We start from the raw sequence: 16760 nt of genomic DNA, 5'->3' as shown, positions 1-16760 counted from the left end.
CATGATCCTTCGCCGCATTGCCCAACAGCTCCGAGAACAGAACTGGGCCGCGATCGCGATCGAGTTCGTGCTGCTGATCGTCGGCGTGTTCCTCGGCATCCAGGTGGCCAACTGGAACGAGGATCGGCAGCAGGTGGCTCGCCAGGCGCAGTACATGGAACGCCTGCGCGTCGACTTCGAGGGCATCCGCGACCGCATCCGCGAGCACTTCGCGATCTACCGCGATGCCGAGGACGGTGGGGACTACCTGCTTGAGCTGGCGGACGCCGATAGCGATGTCACGCGAGACCAACCCGTCGACGAAGAACGCCTTTCTCGCGCCTACAATGCCCTGACCTCGCTGAGGATCCCACCGCCCCTGCCGGCGACCTATGTCGAAATGCGCTCGGAGGGGCAGCTCAGCTACATCGCCAACCCGGCGCTGCGCGACAGCCTTGCCGAGTACGACCGCCTGCTGGGCGTCCTGCAGGAGGTGTCCAGAGTGACCGCCGACAACCTGATCCAGCAGTCCCCCACGGTCCGTCGCTACTTCAACAGCCGCACGGTCCGCGACCCGACCGCGCTTTCCTCCATCCGCATTGAAGTGCTGGGCTATGACCTCGAGGGCATGCGCGCAGACCGCGACTTCACGGTCGCGATCGACCTGCTGCAGCGCTACGCCATCAACTCCTCGGGTCAGCGCGAACTGCAACTGGCGCTGGTCGAAGATATCCTCGACCTGATCGACGCGGAGACCGCACGATGATCCTGCGGCGGTTCGTGGAGGGGCTGCGCGAGCAGAACTGGGCCTCGGTGTCGGTGGAGTTCGTGCTGCTGGTGCTCGGCGTGTTTCTCGGTATCCAGGTGGCCAACTGGAATGAAGACCTTGCGGACGACCAGCGCTCGACCGAGTTCACTGCGAGACTGAAGGCCGACCTTCGGGTCGAGGCGTGGAAGTATCAGTACCTGCTGGAGTACTACACCGACGTGCTGGCGCATGCCGAGCGCGCCGCCGACGCGCTGGACGGTACAGCCCTGCTCTCGGATGAAGACCTGGTCATCAGCGCCTATCGCGCCACCCAGTACCTGGGCGTGCCGGCGCAGCGTGCGACCTATGACGAGCTGATCTCGACCGGCACCTTCGCCCTGATTCGCGATCCTGAGCTGAGGGAAGCTGCGACGGGCGCCTACACCGCCGTCATCTTTGACACGCTGCGCGATGAAGGCGTCGCCTCCCGCTATCGCGGCGTCTTCCGTACCTTGCTGCCCTATCGGGTACAGCGCCAGCTGGCGAAAGACTGCGGGGATCGCCTGATCGAGGTGGGTGACTATGCAGGGGTCAAGGATTCGCTCGACTACCCCTGCAAGGTCGATTTGCCGATCGAGTCGATCGCTTCCGCAGCGGCCGCGCTGCGTAGCGAGCCCTCGTTGCTGCCGCTGCTGCGCCTTCGGATCGCGGATATGGATACCCGGCTCAGCGATCTGACCCTGTTCAATCTTGGCGCGCTTGATGGGCTTCGCAGGCTCGCGCAGGAGGGTGCTCAGTGAGCTTTCTTGCCGAACTTCGTCGCCGCAACGTGATCCGCGTCGCCGGTCTCTACGTCGTCACCGCCTGGCTGCTGATCCAGATCGCCGAGACCCTGCTGCCGATCTTCGCCACGCCGGACTGGGTGCTGCGGGTGCTGGTGGTGGGTCTCGCGTTGGGGTTCATCCCGGTATTGGTGTTCAGCTGGATCTACGAGCTGACGCCAGAGGGCCTGAAGCGCGACAGCGAGATCCCGCGCGGTGATCGCACAGCGGGGCACGCCACCACCCGCAAGCTGGACATCGCAACGCTTGCCATCGCGCTGCTGGCCATCACCCTGCTGCTGATCGACTGGACGCGTAGCCCGGCAGCGCCTTCCGCCGACGTGCGGACCCGTACAACCGAAGCTGACGCGCCTCCTGCGTCAGGGATCTCGGCGGCGTCCATCGCCGTGCTGCCCTTTGCCGATCTGTCGCCCGAGGGCGACCAGGCCTATTTCGCCGAGGGCATCAGCGAGGAGATCCTCAACGTGCTGGTGTCGGCCAAGGGTCTGAGCGTGGCCTCGCGCACGTCCTCTTTCCAGTTCCGCGCCCAGCAGGGAATCGGCATTCCCGACATCGCGCGCACCCTGAAGGTACGCCATGTGCTGGAGGGCAGCGTGCGCAAGGCGGGCGAGCGCATCCGCATCACCGCGCAGCTGATCGACGCCGAGGCCGATTCGCATCTGTGGTCGGAGACCTTCGACCGCACGCTCAGCACCGAAAACCTGTTCGAGATCCAGGACGAGATCGCCCGCGCAATTGTGGCGGCGATCAATGCCAACTTCGGCGCGCAGATCGGCGAGACCGCCACAGCGGCCAAGACCACCGACAGCGTCGAAGCCTATGCGCTCTACCTGCAGGCGCGGACGCGATACTTCGCGCGGGTGGAGTTCAACCACGTTGCGGACCTGCTGGATCAGGCGGTGCGCATCGACCCGGAGTTCACCGATGCGCTCGCCATGCGCGGCGCGGTGTTCGTGATCGCCCCGGAGTACGGCGTGTCCCTGCGCGAGTCCTCGGCGGCCACGCGGGCGTTCGGGCGTGAACTGGCGAGGCAGGCGCTCGCGCTCGAGCCGGAGCACCCCCTCGCCCTCGGCGTAGTCAGCCTGTCCCATGATATCGATATGGCGAGCGGCGTCCGCGGCAGCGGAGCCAGCTATGCCGAGCTCATGGACGGCTACAGCCGTGCGCTAGCGGCGCAGCCGAACAATGTCGACCTGGTGAACTGGCGCGGCTATGCGCTGTTCCGCGCCGGCCACGTCGCGAAAGCGCTGGAGGATTTTCTGCGCTGCCGCGAGATTGACCCGGTTTATTCGCCCTGCCGTGGCAATCTGGCCGGCGCTTGGCTGATTCTCGGCGACCTCGAGCAGGCGCGCGAGGAAATGCTGGCCGCCGCGGCGGTGGGCGCCTTGAGCCCGAATATCCCGGGACTGTTCACCCTCCGCGCGCTGGGAATGAGGGAGGCGTTCTACCTGGTCGGCAGCAGCCTGTCGGGGCTGCGCGGCTGGCACGCCTTCGACGAGCTGTACGACGCGCTGGGCGATCCGCAGGCAGACCACAGTGTGCTGCGTGCCCGGCTAGGCAACCTGGTGCGGGCGCAGGGGACCGAGAACCAGCAGATCGAGGGGCTGCTGGTGGCTCTCGGCGACCATAGTCACCGCATCGTCAACTGGACCGCCTGGATGCCGGTCAATACGCCCTACCGCCGCTCCGACGCCTTCAAGCGACATGTCACCGAGAACGGGCTGTTGCAGTACTGGCGCGAGCAGGGCTTTCCGCCGCAGTGCCGGCCGGTCGGTGACGAGGATTTCGCCTGCGACTGACAGCAGGCCGCCCGTGCCGGTGTCGACAGGCACGCCACAGAGGGAGACGCAACATGAAAGCCAGCCGTCCGATCAGCCGACGTGCACTGATGAAGGCCAGCCTGGGCGCAGCAGCCCTCGCCGCGAGCGCCGCGCTGCCTGCCGCGACCCCCACGCCGCAGCAAACCGAGGGCCCCTTCTTTCCGAGCAAGGACCAGGCCGACAAGGATCTCGACATGACCCGAATCGAGGGTCACAGCGAGCGCGCCGAGGGCGAGGTGGTCGAGGTCGAGGGTCAGGTGGTGGATGTCGACGGCGCGCCCATCGCCGGGGCGCTGGTGGACGTCTGGCAGGCCAATGCCAAGGGCCGCTACGCCCATGAGCGCGACCCGAATCCGGCACCGCTGGATCCGCACTTCCAGGGCTGGGCGCGGCTGACCACGGATGCGGAGGGGCGGTTCCGGGTTCGCACCATCAAACCGGGCGCGTATCCGGTGGGAGAGGGCTGGTCCAGGCCGCCGCACATCCACTACAAGGTCGCCCGGCGCGGCTTCCACGAGCTGACCACCCAAATGTACTTCGCGGGCGATCCGCTCAACGACATCGATCGGGTGCTGGGCGCGGTGCCGGAGGCGCAGCGCGGCTCGCTGATCGTGGATTTCGCGCCGGCGGGGCAGGGTGGTGTGCCGACCGGGAGCTTCGTGATGGTGCTGCGGACGGTGTGAATCGATCGGCGGGAGGCTATCCAGGCGGCTGGAAGGAAAGACTCGACTCGGGCGCGAAGAAGACATTCATAGGGTGCGGCTGGCCGCACCGGGCGTACCGTCCGAAGGCCCGTGTCGGTGCGCCGAAGGCACACCCTATGGGGCTTCGCCGACGCGCGACGAAACCCGACTGTGGGAGCGCCCTTGGGCGCGACCGCAGCGCTACGGATTCACCACAGACCGCGGCCAACGCGGATTTCCGAGGTCGCGCCCAAGGGCGCTCCCACAATTTGACTGCGGCAAGGTCTGCTTTGCGGCGCAAGCCGGACCTGGCAAAGCCGTTGCGTGTAGGAGCCAGCTTGCTGGCGATCGTCCCGTCCGTGGCGCCTATCGCCAGCAAGCTGGCTCCTACAATCGGGTTTTGCGGAAGATCTTCTTCGCGCCTTGGGCAGACGCAGGAATGTCCCTCATCTCCACAGGGCTGAGGGGCGGGACCCGCCGGCTTTCCTCTTGCGACGGGGCGGGCGGGCGACCTCTGGCGCGGTGACCCGCGCCGAAGCCGCAATCGTCCGGGATCGGCGCCGATCGGCCGAGCGGTCTGCCGAGCTTCATCCCCACTTCAGGCCGGCACTACCTAGTATTCACGGTAAACCGTACAATATTGGTCCACATTAGCCAGCGGACTTCCGCCAGCCATGTTCCGGATCAGCAAGCTCACCGATTACGCCACCGTGGTGCTGACCCTGCTCGCCGAGCAGGCCGACGGCATTCACAGCGCCAGCGACCTTGCGGCGCGCGCAAAGCTCGAGCCGCCGACGGTGAGCAAGCTGCTGAAGATGCTGGGTCAGGCCGGGCTGGTCGAGTCCTTTCGGGGCGCCAGCGGGGGCTACCGTTTGGCCCGCCCGGCGGCGCAGATCAGCGTCGCCGACATCGTCACCGCGATGGAAGGCCCCATCGGCGTCACCGAATGCTCGCTCCACGACGGTCTCTGCGACCACGAGACCCACTGTGGCGTACGCGCCAACTGGAGGCGGATCAGCGTCGCCGTCGAGGCGGCGCTGCGCTCGGTGACGCTCGCCGACATGCTCGATCCGGCGCCGACGCGCCGACTCATTCCTTCGCAACTGTCCGCCCACTGACCGGGACACGCTCATGGCCACCGAACGCGCCGACATCGAAGCCGCCCTCTCGCGCCGCTACAGCGCCGGCTTCACCACCGACATCGAATCCGACTATCTGCCGCCCGGCCTCAACGAGGACGTGGTGCGCTGGATTTCGGCGCGCAAGAACGAGCCCGAATGGCTGACGGAGTGGCGGCTGAAGGCCTATCGCCGCTGGCTGAAGATGACGCCTCCCGACTGGGCCAAGCTCAGGCTGAGTCCGATCGACTACCAGGCAATCAGCTACTTCTCCGCTCCGAAGAAGAAGTACGCCTCGCTGGACGAGGTCGATCCCAAGCTGCTGGAAACCTACGAAAAGCTCGGCGTGCCGCTGCATGAGCGGGCCAAGCTGGCCGGCGTCGCCGTCGATGCGGTGTTCGACTCGGTCTCGGTCGGTACCACCTTCAAGAAGGAGTTGGCCGAAGCCGGGGTGATCTTCTGCAGCTTCTCCGAGGCGGTGCAGGAGCATCCCGAACTGGTCAGGCAGTACCTCGGCACGGTGGTTCCGGCCGGTGACAACTACTTCGCCGCGCTCAATTCGGCGGTGTTCTCCGACGGCAGCTTCGTGTTCATTCCCAAGGGCGTGCGCTGCCCGATGGAGCTGTCGACCTACTTCCGCATCAACGCGGCCGAGACCGGCCAGTTCGAGCGCACCCTGATCGTCGCTGAGGAGGGCAGCCACGTCTCCTACCTCGAGGGCTGCACCGCGCCGATGCGCGACGAGAACCAGCTGCATGCCGCGGTGGTCGAGCTGGTCGCCCTGGAGCGTGCCGAGATCAAGTACAGCACGGTGCAGAACTGGTATCCCGGCGACGAGGAAGGTCGCGGCGGCATCTACAACTTCGTCACCAAGCGCGGCGAGTGCCGCGGTGCGAAGAGCAAGATCAGCTGGACCCAGGTCGAGACCGGCTCGGCGATCACCTGGAAATACCCCAGCTGCGTACTGCTGGGCGATGACAGCGTGGGCGAGTTCTACTCGGTCGCCCTGACCCACCACTGCCAGCAGGCCGACACCGGCACCAAGATGGTCCATGTCGGCAAGAACACCAAGAGCAAGATCATCAGCAAGGGCATCAGTGCCGGCCGAGGGCAGAACACATACCGCGGCCTGGTCCGGGTAGAGAAAAACGCCGACAACTCACGCAACTACACCCAGTGCGATTCCCTGTTGATCGGCAAGCGCTGCGGTGCGCACACCTTTCCCTACATCGAGGTGCGCAACCCCGGCGCCAATGTCGAGCACGAGGCGACCACCTCGAAGATCTCCGATGACCAGCTTTTCTACTGCCGCGCGCGAGGCATCGGCGAGGAGGATGCGGTTTCGATGATCGTGGATGGCTTCTGCAAGCAGGTCTTCCGCGAGCTGCCGATGGAGTTCGCGGTCGAGGCCAAGAAGCTGCTCGAGGTGTCGCTCGAGGGAGCCGTGGGATGAGCGAGACCGACTGGGTCGCCAGCGTCGGCGTGACGCTGCTGCTGATTGCCTTCTTCGCCAACCAGCGCGGGCTGCTTTCCGAGCGGTCGCTGGCCTATCTGCTGCTCAACCTGCTCGGCGCCGGCATCGCCGGCATCGCCGCCTGGATGGGCGGGATCATCCCCTTCGTAGTGCTCGAAGCCGTCTGGGCCGGCGTGGCGATCTTCGGCCTTATCGACCTGGCGCGACGTCGCCGGGCGCCGGGCACGGCGTAGCCACCCTGTAGGAGCCAGCTCGCTGGCGATCGGAATCTTCAAAGCGCTGATCGCCAGCAAGCTGGCTCCTACAGATCGAGAGTTGAATCCGAACGGCGGGATAGATCCCGCCCGTGAAAACAGAAAGTTCTGAAAGGCAAACCCCATGCTAAGCATCAAGAATCTCCAGGTCCGCCTGGGCGAGAAGGACATCCTCAAGGGCCTCGATCTCGAGGTGAAGCCCGGCGAAGTGCACGCCATCATGGGCCCGAACGGCGCCGGCAAGTCGACCCTGGGTTACCTGCTGGCCGGCCGCGAGGGCTACGAGGCACAGGACGGCTCGGTGAGCTTCGAGGGCGAGGATCTGCTGGCGCTGGAGCCGGAGGAGCGGGCTGCAAAGGGCGTCTTCCTGGCCTTCCAGTACCCGGTCGAGATCCCGGGGGTGAACAACACCTACTTCCTGCGCGCGGCCTACAACGCGCAGCGCAAGGCGCGTGGCGAGCCGGAGCTCGATTCGATGCAGTTCCTCAAGCGCGTGCGCGAGAAGCTCTCCGTGCTGCATCTCAAGGACGAGCTGCTGCATCGCGCCGTCAACGAGGGCTTCTCCGGCGGCGAGAAGAAGCGCAACGAGATCTTCCAGCTGGCGGTGCTCGAGCCCAAGCTGGCGATCCTCGACGAGACCGACTCCGGGCTCGATATCGACGCGCTGAAGGCGGTGGCCGACGGGGTCAACGCGCTGCGTTCGCCGGACCGCGCTTTCATCGTCATCACCCACTACCAGCGCCTGCTCGACTACATCAAGCCGGACGTGGTCCACGTGCTGGCCGAGGGCCACATCGTTGAAAGCGGCGGGCCGGAGCTGGCCCTTCAGCTGGAGGAGCACGGCTATGCCTGGGTGCGCGACCGGGTCGCGCCGGCGGACGCCTGAGCCATGCCGGGACTGATCGATTCATTCGCCGCCCAGCACGCGGCGCTCCCCGAGCCGCTGCGCAGCGCAGCCTCGCGCGGCGAGGCCCTGGCTGCCCTGCAGCGTGACGGCCTGCCCGGGCCGCGCTCGGAGCCCTGGAAGTACACATCGTTGCGTGCGCTCGGCCAGCGCGCCTTCTTCCGCGCCGAAGGTGGTGCGCAGCTGGAGGCCGCCACCGTCGAGCGGATTCGTTCGCTGCCGGCACCGCGCCTGGTGCTGGTGGATGGCCGCTTCGATGCCGGCCTGTCCGACCTGACCGGCCTGCCGGAGGGCGCCCGCCTGCGCCCGCTCTCGGCCCTGCTGGGTGAGGGCGACTCACGCGACCTGGCCGTGCTGGCCAAGCGCTTTGCGGGCGATGACGCGCTGTTTCCGCGGGCCAATGCCGCGCTCGCCGAAGACGGCCTCTGGCTGCAGCTGGCGGCCGGCGTCGAAGTGTCTGCTCCGGTGCACTGGGTACACGTCTCGACGCCGAGGGACAGCGATGTGTCCTGGCACCTGCGCTCGCTGGTGGAGCTGCGCGAGGGCGCGCGCCTTTCGCTGTGCGAGTACCTGATCTGCGCCGGTGGCCATCGCCATCTCGGCAGCAGCGTGCTCCACGTTCACCTCGCGCAGGGCGCCTTTCTGGAGCAGCTTGCCCTGCAGCAGGAGTCGGCCGGCAGCGCCCTGTTCCGGCGCACCGAGGGCGCCGTCGCGGCGGGTGCCGAGTATCGCCGGCTCGATCTGGAACTGGGCGGCGGCCTGTCGCGGCACGAGCTGAACGTGTCGCTGCAGGGCGCGGCGGCACGGCTGCAGGCCGACGGCGTGCTGCTGGGGCAGGACGCCTCGCATGTCGACACCCGGCTCGGCATCGACCATGCGATCGGCGGCACGCGCTCAGCGATGACCTGGCGCGGGCTGGGTCGCGATCAGTCACGGGTGGCGTTCCACGGCGGCATCGGCATCCGCGCCGGGGCCGACGATTCCGAGGCCATGCTGTCGAACAAGAACCTGCTGCTGTCCGACGAGGCGGAGATCGACACCCAGCCGGTGCTGGAGATCCACGCCGACGAGGTCAAGGCTGCACACGGCGCCACCGTGGGCCGGCTCGACCCCACCGCGCTGTTCTACCTGCGCACCCGCGGCCTGCCCGCGGCCCAGGCCCGGGCGCTGTTGACCCGGGCGTTCTGCCTCGAGCTGCTGTCCGAGCTGTCCGATGGCCTGCGCGACATCGCCGAGGCGGCGCTCCAGGAGGCGCTGGGCGATTGAGCGCGTTGGAGCAAGCATCGACAGCAAGCTGGCTCCTACGGGGCCGCTTCGATGTAGGAGCCAGCTTGCTGGCGATCAGCAATCAATGAGGATTCAGGGATGAGCAAGCCCGACTGGACCGCGATCCGCGCCGATTTTCCCCTGCTTTCGCGGCAGGTCCACGGCAAGCCGCTGGTCTACCTCGACTCGGCCAACACCGCGCAGAAGCCGGCCGCGGTGATCGAGGCGGTGGACGACTTCTACCGCCGGCACAACGCGAATGTCAGCCGCGCGGTCCACGCCCTGGGCACCGAGGCCACCGAGGCGTACGAGGGCGCGCGCGGCAAGCTGGCGCGGTTTCTCAACGTGCAGCCGGACGATCTGGTGCTGTGCTCCGGGACCACGCTGGCGATCAACCTGGTCGCCTACAGCTTCGCCCTGCCGAGGCTGCAGCGCGGCGACGTGATCCTGGTCAGCCGCATGGAGCACCACGCCAATATCGTGCCCTGGCAGCTGATCGCGCAGCGCTGCGGCGCGCGCATCGAGGCGGTCGAGATCAGCCCCGAGGGCGTGATCGACATCGAGGCGCTCGACCGCCAGCTGGCCGCGGGCGCGAAGCTTCTGGCCCTGACCCACGTCTCCAACGTGCTCGGAACGATCAATCCGGTGCGCGAGATCTGCGCCCGGGCGCGGCGGAACGGGGTGTTCACGGTGATCGACGGCTCGCAGGCGGTGCCGCACCAGCCGGTCGACGTCGCCAGCCTCGGCTGCGACTTCTACGCCTTTACCGGGCACAAGCTGTGCGGGCCGACCGGCACCGGCGGTCTCTGGGCGCGGCGCGAGCACTGGCAGTCGATGCCGCCCTTCCTCGGCGGCGGCGAGATGATCAAGGAAGTGCGCTTCGACGGCACCGTGTTCAACGACCCGCCGCACAAGTTCGAGGCCGGCACGCCGAACATCGCCGGCTTCATCGGGCTTGGCGCCGCGGTGGACTACCTCTCCGGCATCGGCATGCCGGCGATCGCCGAGCGCGAGGCGGCCCTGCTGCGCTACGCCACCGGCAAGCTGTCCGAGGTCCCCGGCCTGAAGCTGTTCGGCACCGCGCCGGACAAGGCGGCCATCCTCAGCTTCCTCGTCGAGGGCGCGCATGCCCATGACCTCGCCACCTTGCTCGACCTCGAGGGCATCGCCATGCGCTCGGGCCACCACTGCGCCCATCCGCTGATGCAGTTCTACGGCGTACCGGCTACCTGCCGGGCCTCGCTGGCGTTCTGGAACACCGAGGCCGAGGTCGACGCGCTGGTGGCCGGCATCGCCAAGGTCCGGCGGATGCTGGCCTGATCCACGGCGGCCGCGCGTGGATAGAATGCGGACGTGTTTGGGCCGGGAGGGGCCATGAGCGAAGAACGCGGCGAGATCCTCGCCCTGCTGCGCGAGATCCGCGACGGCCAGCAGGCGTCGCTGGCGCTTCAGCGTGAGCAGTTCGAGCTGTATCGGCAGCAGTGGGCGCGCGCCGAGCGCATCAACGAGCGCGCCGAAGCCCTGCAGCAGCGTCAGCAGGGCGCCCTTGGCATGGCCCGTGGTCTGCTCATCGGCGTGGGCGCGGCCCTGCTGGCCGCGGTCGGGCTGCTGGCGTGGAGACTTCTCGGGTGAGCGCGGTGGCCGATGATGCACTGGTGTTCCGCGCCGCCACCGAGGCCGATATCCCGGCCCTGGTCCCGCTGGTCACCAGCGCCTACCGCGGCGAGAGCAGTCGCCAGGGCTGGACGACCGAGGCCGATATCCTGGATGGCAACCGCATCGTGCCCGAGGTGCTGGAAACGGACATCCGCCGGCCGCGCTCGCGCATCCTGATCGCCGAGCGCGATGGTGAGATGCTGGCCTGCGCCCATGTCTGCGACGAAGGCGGGATCGGCTACTTCGGCATGTTCGCCGTGCGCCCGGACCTGCAGAACGCAGGGCTGGGACGCCGGGTGCTGGCCGAGGCCGAGCGGGTGGCCCGCGAGGACTGGCAGCTGCCGCTGATGCGGATGACCGTGATCGATCTGCGCGAGGAACTGATCGCCTGGTATGAACGGCGCGGCTATCGGCGCACTGGAATCAAGAAGCCGTTTCCCGCCACCGACCCGCGCTTTGGCCTGCCGCGCCGCGACGACCTGCGCTTCGAGGTGCTGGAGAAGGCGCTGTGAGCGGCGAGTGGGTCAGGGTCTGCGACAGCGCCGCGGTCCTGCCCGGCGAGTTGCATACGGCCTGGATGGACGAGGTCCCGCTGGTGCTGTTCAACCTCGAGGGGGAGATCCACGTGCTGCGCGACCAGTGCAGCCACGAGGATTACGAGCTGTCTTCCGGCTTCTATGATCCTGATGAGGGCAGCATCGAATGTGCCCTGCACGGTGCGAAGTTCGACGTCCGTGACGGACGTGCCCTGTGCGCACCGGCCTACACACCGGTCGAGCATTTCGAGGCACGCATCGCCGATGGAGGCGTGCATGTCAGGCGACGTTGAGCCGCGCCTGCCCGCGGCCCCCACGCCCACGCTTGGCGAGGCGCCGCTGACGCTGAACTGGCAGTACCTGCGGGCCATTGCGCGCGGCGAATCGGCGATCGACCTGCGCGGCATGGCGCTGCGCCATCACGAGGACGCCCAGCGCTTCGCCCGCGAGTACGGTCTTGACCCGGAGAACCCTGCGCATGCGGCCTGGATGCGCCGCGTGCATCGCGAGGCCGTGGTCTTCCTGCGCGAGTGTCTGCTGAGCGATGAGGAGGGGCGGCAGATGCCCCCCGAGGTCTGCGAGCCGGCCGATGTGCTGGACCTGCTGGTATATGCGTCGCGTTTCTCCCGCTCGCGCAGCACGCGGCGGCACTGGTCCTGCGCGGTGCTCAAGGTGATGCACGCGCTGTTCTACATCGACAGCAACCTCAAGCTGCGTCACTTCGAGACCATCCGGCGGCAGGTCTTCGCCGCCCTCGACACCGTCATCCTGCGCTCGGCCGAAGGCCAGGTGCTGAGCGATGGCGAGATCGTCCTGCCGCTGGTGGCGGTCGACCGCAAGAGCGCCAAGGGTCGCCAGAGCATCCTTCTGAAGCTGCTGCAGAAGTCCGCTTACGTGGCCGAGGACATCCACGACCATCTCGGCGTGCGCCTGGTCCTCGACACCCGGATCGAGTGCCTGCTGGCGCTTCGCGTGCTGCAGCGGGCCCAGCTGCTGTCGGCGATCAACATCGAGTCCCATCGCGTGCGCAACACGCTGATCGATCTGGACGCGGCCCACGACCTGTTCGCCGTCTGGCGCGACCGCCTCGCCGCGGCCGAGGGCTATCCGCGCGAGGCCCTGCGCGAGATGGACGCCGCATTGGCGGCGGCCACGCCCGGGTCGCACAACCCGCACAGCGGCGCTGGCTTCCGCAGCCTGCAGGTCACCGTGCGCAAGCTGATCCACCTGCCACCGGATGGCGAGGAGCCCGCAGCGCGGATGGAGGCCCAGCCGTCCGCATCAGTAGGCCGCGCCGGCCCCAGCTTCTATTTCAACTACGAGATCCAGCTGCTCGACCGCTCCAGCTACGAGGCGACTCGCGCCGGTCCGGCGAGCCATGGCGCCTACAAGCAGCGCCAGGTGGAAACGGCCAGGCGTCGTGTGCTCGGCGAACTCGCCGAGCCGCCCCCGGCGGGCGCTGGCTGAACGCGCCGGACGGCCTTCGATCCTTCGTCTTCCCGGCGTGTTGCTGCAGCCCATTCCCCCACCTATAGTCGCGGCGACTCCCGGCGGCGCAACGCATGGACCCGATCGGCCACAACGCCCTCTCCAGGATGACCATGGCCGTCGGCTTCGCCGCCGCGGCCATCACCCTGCGCGCGGCCCTCGACCCCTGGGTGGGCGGGCAGGTGCCCTTCATCACCCTGTTCGCCGCGGTGGCCGCGTCGGCCCTGTTTGCCGGCACCCGCCCGGCCATGCTGACCGCCCTGCTCGGCGGTGCCTGCGCGTTCTGGCTCTGGCCGCCCGGCAACACGGTGGCCGTGCTGGCAGCGCTGGTGGCCTACCTGCTGGCCTGCGGGCTGATCATCTGGCTGGTCAGCCGGGCCCGGCGGCGCAGTCGGGAAGCCCGGCAGGCCGCAGGCCAACTCACCGACCAGCGGCGCCTGCTGCAGGAGATGATCGATGCGCTGCCGATGCTGGTGGCCTATGTCGATCGCGAGCATCGATATCAGTTCAACAATCGCGCCTACGGAGACTGGTTCGAAGTCGCGCCGGAGTCGCTCGCCGGCCGGCACGTGCGCGAGCTTGCCGGTGAAGAGGCCTATCGTCGGATCGAGCCGCATATCCAGCGCGCCCTGGCCGGCGAAATGGTGCGTTATGAGGCCCAGTTGCCGCTTTCCAGCGGCACCCGCGACCTGGCCATCACCTATGCGCCGCATGACGTGGATGGTCGCGTGGAGGGATTCTTCGCCATCATCGAGGACATCTCCGAGCGCCGGCGCACCGAGCACGCCCGCGCGCACCTGGCCGCCATCGTCGACTCCACCAGCGATGCGATCGTCTCCAAGTCGCTGCAGGGCATCGTGCAGTCGTGGAACGCCGGGGCCGAGCGGCTGTTCGGCTGGAGCGCCGAAGAGATGGTCGGGCAGTCGATCACCCGGATCATTCCCGACGAGCGCCTGCACGAGGAGGCGGACATCCTCTCGCGCCTGTCGCGCGGCGAGCACGTCATCGGCATGGAAACCGAAAGGCGGCGTCGCGACGGCCACCTCGTACCGATTTCGTTGACTGTCTCGCCGGTGTTCGATGCCCAGGGGCGGGTGATCGGCGCCTCGAAGATTGCCCGTGACATCACCGAGCGGCGCCGCCGCGAGGCCGAACGGCAGGAGGAAGCGCGGCGCAAGGATGAGTTCCTCGCCACGCTGGCCCACGAGCTGCGCAATCCGCTGGCGCCGATCCTCAACGCGGCGCAGGCGATGCAGGTCGATGCGCTGTCCGACCCCGGCCTGCTCGCCGCCCGCAGCATGATCGAGCGCCAGGCGCGGCACATGAGCCGTCTGGTCGACGATCTGCTCGACCTGTCACGGATCAGCCACGGGCAGATCGTCCTGCGCCGTGAACCCTGCGTCCTGCAGGAGGTCTTCAGATCGGCCCTGGAGGCCTGCGAGCCGACGATCGAGCGCGCCGGCATCCACTTGGCCTGGCAGTACGACGAGCAGGCGATCACGGTCGAGGGCGACCCCACCCGGCTGGCCCAGATCCTGAGCAACCTGGTCGGCAACGCGGCCAAGTTCACCGAGCGTGGGGGCTCCATCGAAGTGGATCTCTCGCGTCAGGGCGACGAGGCCCGCCTGGAGGTGGAGGACACCGGGATCGGTATCGATCCGACACAGATCGAAGCGATCTTCGGCATGTTTGCCCAGGCCGAGGGGCGTGGGGAGCAGGTCTCGTCCGGACTCGGGATTGGACTCTGGCTGTCTCGCCATCTGGCCGAGATGCACGGCGGCAGTCTGACCGCGCATAGCGAGGGCAGGGGCCACGGCAGCCGGTTCACGCTTCGCCTGCCGATTACGGCGGCCGCTTGCGCGGAGCCCGAGCAGCCGACAGCTGCAGGCGGGGAAGGCGCCGTGGCGGGCCTCTCGCTGCTGGTCGCCGACGACAACGTGGATGCCGCCACCAGCCTCGCCATGCTGCTTCGCCTGGAGGGGCATCAGGTCGAGGTGGTGCACGATGGCGAGGCGGCCGTCGCGCGGCTGTCGGGACAGCGCTTCGATGTGGCCCTGCTCGACCTGGGCATGCCCGGTTGCGACGGCTACGAGGTGGCCCGGCGGGTGCGGGCGATGGACGGCGGCGATGACCTGCGCCTGGTCGCGCTAACCGGCTGGGGCCAGGAAGAGGCCCGCCAGCGCTCGCGCGACGCCGGCTTCGACGCCCACCTGACCAAGCCGGCCGAAGCCGGGCAGATCGAGGAGACCCTGCGACGGCTCTGTGATCGCGGGCAGGGGCGCCCGATCCCTGGCTGAGCGGCGGCCGCGCCGGCCTGCCCGGACTGGAGGCGGCCTGCGCCCGGATGGTGCGCCGCAACATCGCGCTTTCACGCCCTCGCACTGGACCACGCCCCGCAATCGTGCGACAACTCAGCGGCTACCGTCCCTCCAAGATCCAGGATGAAAGGCAAGCCGACCTCGTTTGACATCGCTTACCAGGCCGGGGTCTCGCAGTCGACCGTGTCGCGCGCCCTGCGCGGCAGCCCGCTGGTCAGCGCCGAGACCCGCAAGCGCATTCAGGCGATCGCCAAGCAGCTCAACTACAAGGTCGACAAGAACGCTTCCAACCTGCGCCGCCAGCACTCGGTGACCCTGGCGCTGCTGCTGTTCGAGGACGCGACCTCGGACGCGGCCTTGGTCAATCCGTTCTTCCTCTCCATGCTGGGCTCGATCACCCGCGCCTGTGCGCGGGAGGGTTACGACCTGCTGATCTCCTTCCAGCAGCTCTCCGACGACTGGCATGCCGACTTCCAGGACAGCCACAAGGCCGATGGCCTGATCCTGCTGGGCTACGGCGATTTCGAGGTGGCCCGCCACAAGCTCGAGAAGCTGGTCGAGCAGGGCACCCAGTTTGTCTACTGGGGGGCGGTCGAGCCCGGTCAGCCGGGCATCTCCGTCGGCTGCGACAATGTCCAGGGAGGGCGCGCCGTCACTGAACATCTTCTTTCGCTCGGGCGCCGGCGCATCGCCTTCGTCGGAGACGCGTCGCCGCACTGCCCTGAGTTCTTCGACCGCTACCGGGGTCACTGCGAGGCGCTGCGCGCTGCCGGCGTGCCCGTGGTGCCGGCGCTGCAGGTCGAGGCCATGGATTCCAGCGAGAAGCTCGGCCACGCGGCGGTGCGCATGCTGCAGGAGCGCGGCCAGAAGTTCGATGCCGTCTTCGCCGCCTCCGATCTGCTGGCGATCGGCGCCATGCGCGCCCTCGAGGAATCCGGCCTGCGGGTGCCGGAGGACGTGGCCGTGGTTGGCTTCGACGACATCCCGGTCGCAGCCTTCGCCAGCCCGCCCCTGACCACGGTGCAGCAGGACACCCGTGCTGCCGGCGAGGTGCTCGTCCAGCGACTGCTCCAGCTGATCCGCGGCGAGCCCAGCGAGAGCACCATGCTGCCGGCCCGGGTCATCGTTCGCCGCTCCTGCGGCCAGCCCGGCGACACCGACGCCACACGCATGGCGCAGCTCCGGCGCGCGTCCTGAGCAAGCCAGGCGGGGCGGGCAGGAGTCGATCCGGAACGTGCGTGCGGTGATGTGGGCTTTGGGCGGCGCAAAGCGGACATCCATAGGGTGCGGCTGGCCGCACCGGGCGTCGCGTCCGAACGCCCGCATCGGTGCGCCCCAAGGCGCACCCTATACGTCTTCGCCAACGCCCAACGAAGCCCGACCGTAGGAGCGCACATGGGCGCGACCGCAGCGCTACGGATTCACCGAAGACCGCGGCCAGATCGGATCTCCGCGGTCGCGCCCAAGGGCACTCCCACAATCTGACTGCGGCAAGGCCTGCTTTGCGGCGCAAATCGGACCTGGCAACGCCGTTGGGTGTAGGAGCCAGCTTGCTGGCGATCGTCCCGTCCGGGGTGCCTATCGCCAGCAAGCTGGCTCCTACATCCGGGTTTTGCGGAAGGTCTTCTTTGTGCCCAGATCTAGCCTCTGGGAACGCGCTCGCCTGGCCGGAAT

General features: G+C 68.1%; 16 protein-coding genes. All 16 read left to right on the top strand.

The window, feature by feature from the left end; translation table 11 throughout:
• Position 1: 1 nt before the first annotated feature.
• The 16 genes from M0G41_RS03455 (at position 2) to M0G41_RS03380 (ending at position 16283) form a co-directional block, all read left to right on the top strand.
• Positions 2–745, top strand: a complete 744-nt coding sequence (locus M0G41_RS03455) for a hypothetical protein (protein ID WP_248205052.1) — start codon at positions 2–4, stop codon at positions 743–745.
• A 14-nt stretch (positions 746–759) separates the two neighbouring features.
• Positions 760–1527, top strand: coding sequence for a DUF6090 family protein (locus tag M0G41_RS03450; protein WP_248205049.1), 768 nt, complete (start codon positions 760–762; stop codon positions 1525–1527).
• Positions 1524–3368, top strand: a complete 1845-nt coding sequence (locus M0G41_RS03445) for a tetratricopeptide repeat protein (protein WP_248205048.1) — start codon at positions 1524–1526, stop codon at positions 3366–3368. Before M0G41_RS03450 ends, M0G41_RS03445 begins: the two co-directional genes overlap by 4 nt.
• Positions 3369–3421: 53 nt before the next feature.
• A complete protein-coding gene (locus M0G41_RS03440) occupies positions 3422–4072 on the top strand; it encodes a protocatechuate 3,4-dioxygenase (protein ID WP_248205046.1) in 651 nt (216 codons plus the stop codon).
• Positions 4073–4746: 674 nt separating this feature from the next.
• Entirely contained in the window at positions 4747–5190 is a 444-nt protein-coding gene (locus M0G41_RS03435) for an SUF system Fe-S cluster assembly regulator (protein WP_248205042.1), read from the top strand.
• A 13-nt stretch (positions 5191–5203) separates the two neighbouring features.
• A complete protein-coding gene (gene sufB / locus M0G41_RS03430; protein WP_248205040.1) occupies positions 5204–6643 on the top strand; it encodes a Fe-S cluster assembly protein SufB in 1440 nt (479 codons plus the stop codon).
• Positions 6640–6897, top strand: coding sequence for a CBU_0592 family membrane protein (locus M0G41_RS03425; protein ID WP_248205037.1), 258 nt, complete (start codon positions 6640–6642; stop codon positions 6895–6897). Before sufB ends, M0G41_RS03425 begins: the two co-directional genes overlap by 4 nt.
• Before the next feature lie 145 nt (positions 6898–7042).
• Positions 7043–7804 (top strand): Fe-S cluster assembly ATPase SufC, encoded by a 762-nt coding sequence (gene sufC / locus M0G41_RS03420; protein WP_248205035.1) that lies wholly within the window; start codon positions 7043–7045, stop codon positions 7802–7804.
• Positions 7805–7807: 3 nt separating this feature from the next.
• Entirely contained in the window at positions 7808–9088 is a 1281-nt protein-coding gene (sufD, locus tag M0G41_RS03415) for a Fe-S cluster assembly protein SufD (protein ID WP_248205034.1), read from the top strand.
• Positions 9089–9187: 99 nt separating this feature from the next.
• On the top strand, positions 9188–10408 hold the full coding sequence (locus M0G41_RS03410; protein WP_248205032.1) for a cysteine desulfurase: 1221 nt from the start codon (positions 9188–9190) through the stop codon (positions 10406–10408).
• Positions 10409–10462: 54 nt separating this feature from the next.
• Positions 10463–10720: a hypothetical protein gene (locus tag M0G41_RS03405; RefSeq protein ID WP_248205030.1), complete on the top strand. Its 258-nt coding sequence runs from the start codon at positions 10463–10465 to the stop codon at positions 10718–10720.
• On the top strand, positions 10717–11256 hold the full coding sequence (locus tag M0G41_RS03400; RefSeq protein ID WP_248205028.1) for a GNAT family N-acetyltransferase: 540 nt from the start codon (positions 10717–10719) through the stop codon (positions 11254–11256). Before M0G41_RS03405 ends, M0G41_RS03400 begins: the two co-directional genes overlap by 4 nt.
• Positions 11253–11573 (top strand): non-heme iron oxygenase ferredoxin subunit, encoded by a 321-nt coding sequence (locus M0G41_RS03395; RefSeq protein ID WP_248205026.1) that lies wholly within the window; start codon positions 11253–11255, stop codon positions 11571–11573. The genes M0G41_RS03400 and M0G41_RS03395 overlap by 4 nt, the downstream gene beginning before the upstream one ends.
• Positions 11557–12747 carry a TIGR04552 family protein gene (locus M0G41_RS03390; RefSeq protein WP_248205025.1) on the top strand — a complete coding sequence of 397 codons (1191 nt, stop codon included), beginning with the start codon at positions 11557–11559 and terminating at the stop codon, positions 12745–12747. Before M0G41_RS03395 ends, M0G41_RS03390 begins: the two co-directional genes overlap by 17 nt.
• A 95-nt stretch (positions 12748–12842) precedes the next feature.
• The gene (locus M0G41_RS03385; RefSeq protein WP_248205022.1) at positions 12843–15065 is read left to right on the top strand and encodes a PAS domain-containing protein; all 2223 of its coding nucleotides are present in this window, start codon (positions 12843–12845) and stop codon (positions 15063–15065) included.
• 144 nt (positions 15066–15209) lie between these two features.
• Positions 15210–16283: a LacI family DNA-binding transcriptional regulator gene (locus M0G41_RS03380; protein WP_248205020.1), complete on the top strand. Its 1074-nt coding sequence runs from the start codon at positions 15210–15212 to the stop codon at positions 16281–16283.
• The last annotated feature ends 477 nt before the right edge of the window (positions 16284–16760 follow it).

Source organism: Pseudomarimonas salicorniae (genome assembly GCF_023156535.1).
In the GTDB taxonomy this organism is placed as follows: Bacteria; Pseudomonadota; Gammaproteobacteria; order Xanthomonadales; family Xanthomonadaceae; genus Pseudomarimonas; species Pseudomarimonas salicorniae.
This window is presented reverse-complemented; position numbering and strand designations above follow the sequence as displayed.

Bases quoted from the DNA above. Each gene is read 5' to 3' on its own strand.
- M0G41_RS03425 (WP_248205037.1), top strand. From the start codon at position 6,640: ATGAGCGAGACCGACTGGGTCGCCAGCGTCGGCGTGACGCTGCTGCTG.
- M0G41_RS03405 (WP_248205030.1), top strand. From the start codon at position 10,463: ATGAGCGAAGAACGCGGCGAGATCCTCGCCCTGCTGCGCGAGATCCGC.
- M0G41_RS03435 (WP_248205042.1), top strand. From the start codon at position 4,747: ATGTTCCGGATCAGCAAGCTCACCGATTACGCCACCGTGGTGCTGACC.
- M0G41_RS03380 (WP_248205020.1), top strand. From the start codon at position 15,210: ATGAAAGGCAAGCCGACCTCGTTTGACATCGCTTACCAGGCCGGGGTC.
- sufB (WP_248205040.1), top strand. From the start codon at position 5,204: ATGGCCACCGAACGCGCCGACATCGAAGCCGCCCTCTCGCGCCGCTAC.
- M0G41_RS03385 (WP_248205022.1), top strand. From the start codon at position 12,843: ATGGACCCGATCGGCCACAACGCCCTCTCCAGGATGACCATGGCCGTC.
- M0G41_RS03410 (WP_248205032.1), top strand. From the start codon at position 9,188: ATGAGCAAGCCCGACTGGACCGCGATCCGCGCCGATTTTCCCCTGCTT.
- sufD (WP_248205034.1), top strand. From the start codon at position 7,808: ATGCCGGGACTGATCGATTCATTCGCCGCCCAGCACGCGGCGCTCCCC.
- sufC (WP_248205035.1), top strand. From the start codon at position 7,043: ATGCTAAGCATCAAGAATCTCCAGGTCCGCCTGGGCGAGAAGGACATC.
- M0G41_RS03455 (WP_248205052.1), top strand. From the start codon at position 2: ATGATCCTTCGCCGCATTGCCCAACAGCTCCGAGAACAGAACTGGGCC.
- M0G41_RS03390 (WP_248205025.1), top strand. From the start codon at position 11,557: ATGTCAGGCGACGTTGAGCCGCGCCTGCCCGCGGCCCCCACGCCCACG.
- M0G41_RS03440 (WP_248205046.1), top strand. From the start codon at position 3,422: ATGAAAGCCAGCCGTCCGATCAGCCGACGTGCACTGATGAAGGCCAGC.